Consider the following 2,953-nt stretch of genomic DNA (forward strand, 5'->3'; position numbering starts at 1 on the left):
GCGCCCCCGGCTGAAAAACAAATCGATGTCACCTACCGCGGCCTTGCCGAATTCCCCACCGGAGCCCGCATTGCCTACCTCATAGTCGGGGAAAAACTCGTGCAAGTCTCCCCCGGCGACACCGTCACCGGCCCTTGGACACTCTTCGCCTGCGACACCGACTCCGCCCAATTCGCGCGCGGCGACACCCTCCTCAAAGTCGCCTTCAACAAACGCATCCAACTCCCCGTCCCCAGCGCCGGAAAAAACTAGAGAATTTTGGATTCAATCTGTCGCAAAATTCAAATCTCACGCGGAGGCGCGGAGACGCGGAGAGACCAGAATAAAATTACATAATTATAATTTATACGAATATATTATGGATTTCTCCATTGACCTCTTCTCTCCGCGTCTCCGCGCCTCCGCGTGAGACCAAATAAACCGATTTAGTTTTCAGCTTTTTAGCTTTTTTCTCCCAATGAATTTCACCGACCAGGAAGCCGCCGCCCTCACCCGCCGCGGCATCATCGACACCCGCAAACTCGACCTCGCCCGCCGCCGCAGCCAGCTCCAGCAAATCCCCCTGCACCGTGCCGTCGTGGACCTCGACTTCGCCACCGAACGCGCCGCCTACGAAGCCGCCGCCGAAGCGCACGGACTCGAATACATCGACCTGACCGACCACACCGCCACCCGCGAACTCATTGCCCAAGTTCCCATGCGCATCGTGCTCTCGCACCAACTTGCGCCCATCACCCTCGAAGACGGCCTCCTCACCGCCGCCTTTGCCGAGCCCCCCACCAGCACCGACCTCGGCAAACTCCGCCTCCTCCTCGGCCTCCGCATCCGCCCCGCCCTCTGCGGCCCCACCGCCCTGCGCGACTTCGTCAAACGCCACTACGGACTCGGCGCCGACACCATTCAAAAACTCTCCCAAAACCACGCCTCCCCCGACTCCGGCGACCAAACCGTCTTTGACGTCCAAGGCACGCAATCCCCCTTTGCCGACGACGCCTCCATCATCCACTTCGTTGACCAACTCCTCTCCGAAGCCCTCCGCCTCGAAGCCACCGACATCCACCTCGAACCCTTCGCCCACACCGTCAAACTCCGCTACCGCATCGACGGACTCCTCCAGGACGTCCCCACCCCCGACGGCCTCCGCTCCCACTACCTCGCCCTCGTGTCGCGCCTCAAAGTCATGGCCGACCTCAACATCACCGAGCGCCGCGTTGCCCACGACGGCCGCATCGCCATGAAACACGAAGGCCGCCAGTATGACCTCCGCGTCTCCATCATCCCCACCACCCACGGCGAATCCATCTGCCTGCGCATCCTCAGCCGCGACAACCTCCTCGTCGAAAACCTCTCCCGCCTCGGCATGGAACCCGAGCAACGCGCCCTCCTCGAAGAACTCACCCGCCTCCCCCAAGGCCTCGCCCTCCTCACCGGCCCCACCGGTAGCGGAAAAACCACTACACTCTACGCCCTCCTCGCCGCCGCCCGCGACGGCCTGCGCAAAATCATCACCATCGAAAACCCCGTCGAATACACCCTCGACGGCACCTCCCAAATCCAGACCCGCGAAGAACTCGGCCTCGACTTTGCCGCCGGCCTCCGTGCCGTCCTCCGCCACGACCCCGACATCATCCTCATCGGCGAAATCCGCGACAAAGAAACCGCCGACGTCGCCATGCACTCCGCCCAGACCGGGCACCTCGTCTTCTCCACCCTCCACACCAACGACAGCGTCAGCGCCCTCGCCCGCCTCGTGGACATGGGCGTCGAACCCTGGGTCATTGGCTCCTCGCTCGTGTGCAGCATCGCCCAACGCCTTGCCCGCCGCGTCTGCCCCCACTGCTCGCGCCCCGACGACGCCATTGAACCCGGCACCCGCGCCGAAATCGCCGCCGCCCTCAACATCGCCCCTGCCGAAGTCCGAGCCTGGCGCGGCGCCGGCTGTCCCGAATGCCGCGGCACCGGCGAACGCGGCCGCGTTGCCATCTACGAACTCTTTGTCATGACCGACGAAGTCGTTGACCTCCTCTCCGCCGGAGCCGGAGGCGGGTCCGGTTCTGGTTCTGGGTCTGGTTCCGGCATAAAAACCGTGGCCCTGCGCGACCTCGCCCGCAAACAAGGCTGGCGCCCCCTGCGCGAGCAAGGCTGGCGCAAAGTGCAGCAAGGCGTGATCTCCATCGCCGAAAACCACCGCCTCACCCGCCGCCTCCAACTCGGAACTTCGAATTAGAGCAGTTTCATTTAAAGGAACTTCTAAAAATTACACAGAGGACACAGAGGAGGCACAGAGTTTGGGGAGGCCTGTCCGGTGGAAGGACATTTTCCTCGCGAATGAATGTCTCTGTAATTCATTTATTATAAATGAAATAATGTTTTTTACGGAAAAAGGAGCAAAGTCGTTTTGTCCTTCCTAAACTCTGTGCCTCCTCCGTGATCTCTGTGTAATTTCTGATTTTTAGAACCTCCCTTAAACTGTAGCCATTTGACACTTGGTAGGGAGGCCTCTCCGAGGCCTCCGAAACCACGCTCCATCCACCTATGAGTTTCGCATCCTCTCACCACGCACAACGGAGGCCTCGGACGGAGCGCAGCAGTGCGGAGATGGCATCGTCGAAGGCGATGGCCCGAAGGGCTGCCCTCGGCAGAGGGCACAAAGGCCTCCCTACCGCCAAGACAACGGACACAACTCAACCGAAAATGCTCTAACCCAACTTAACCCGACGGCTGCAACACATGGAAATTGGCCATCGAGATGCCGCTCAGCATCGCCCCGATGATGCCCAAAAAACCCTGGTCCGTGCCCGCCAGATACACATTGGCCAGACTCGTGCGCCCATCGCGCAGCTTTTGCGGCGAACCGTAAATCGCCCCCTGCTCGTGCCCCGTGTAGCGCGTGATCGTCAACGGCGTGAACATGTCCGTCGCCACCGACAGCGGCGGGAGGGGGGGGGGGGGG

At 61.5% G+C, this 2,953-nt stretch carries 1 protein-coding gene and 2 pseudogenes; 2 read left to right on the top strand and 1 reads right to left on the bottom strand.

Translation table 11 applies throughout. The annotated features are described in order from the left end of the window. Together OBACDRAFT_RS24665 and OBACDRAFT_RS24670 are read left to right on the top strand one after the other, a co-directional pair. Positions 1-252: pseudogene (locus OBACDRAFT_RS24665) on the top strand (hypothetical protein); the annotation flags it as partial. A gap of 205 nt (positions 253-457) precedes the next feature. Further along, positions 458-2,227, top strand: coding sequence for a GspE/PulE family protein (locus OBACDRAFT_RS24670; protein ID WP_043589893.1), 1,770 nt, complete (start codon positions 458-460; stop codon positions 2,225-2,227). A 482-nt stretch (positions 2,228-2,709) separates the two neighbouring features. Here OBACDRAFT_RS24670 and OBACDRAFT_RS24675 read toward each other — a convergent pair. Next, positions 2,710-2,953, bottom strand: a pseudogene (locus OBACDRAFT_RS24675) (phytoene dehydrogenase); the annotation flags it as partial.

This window comes from Geminisphaera colitermitum TAV2 (genome assembly GCF_000171235.2).
Taxonomy (GTDB): Bacteria; Verrucomicrobiota; Verrucomicrobiia; order Opitutales; family Opitutaceae; genus Geminisphaera; species Geminisphaera colitermitum.

Coding starts and splice junctions, on each gene's coding strand:
- OBACDRAFT_RS24670 (WP_043589893.1), top strand. CDS start 458: ATGAATTTCACCGACCAGGAAGCCGCCGCCCTCACCCGCCGCGGCATC.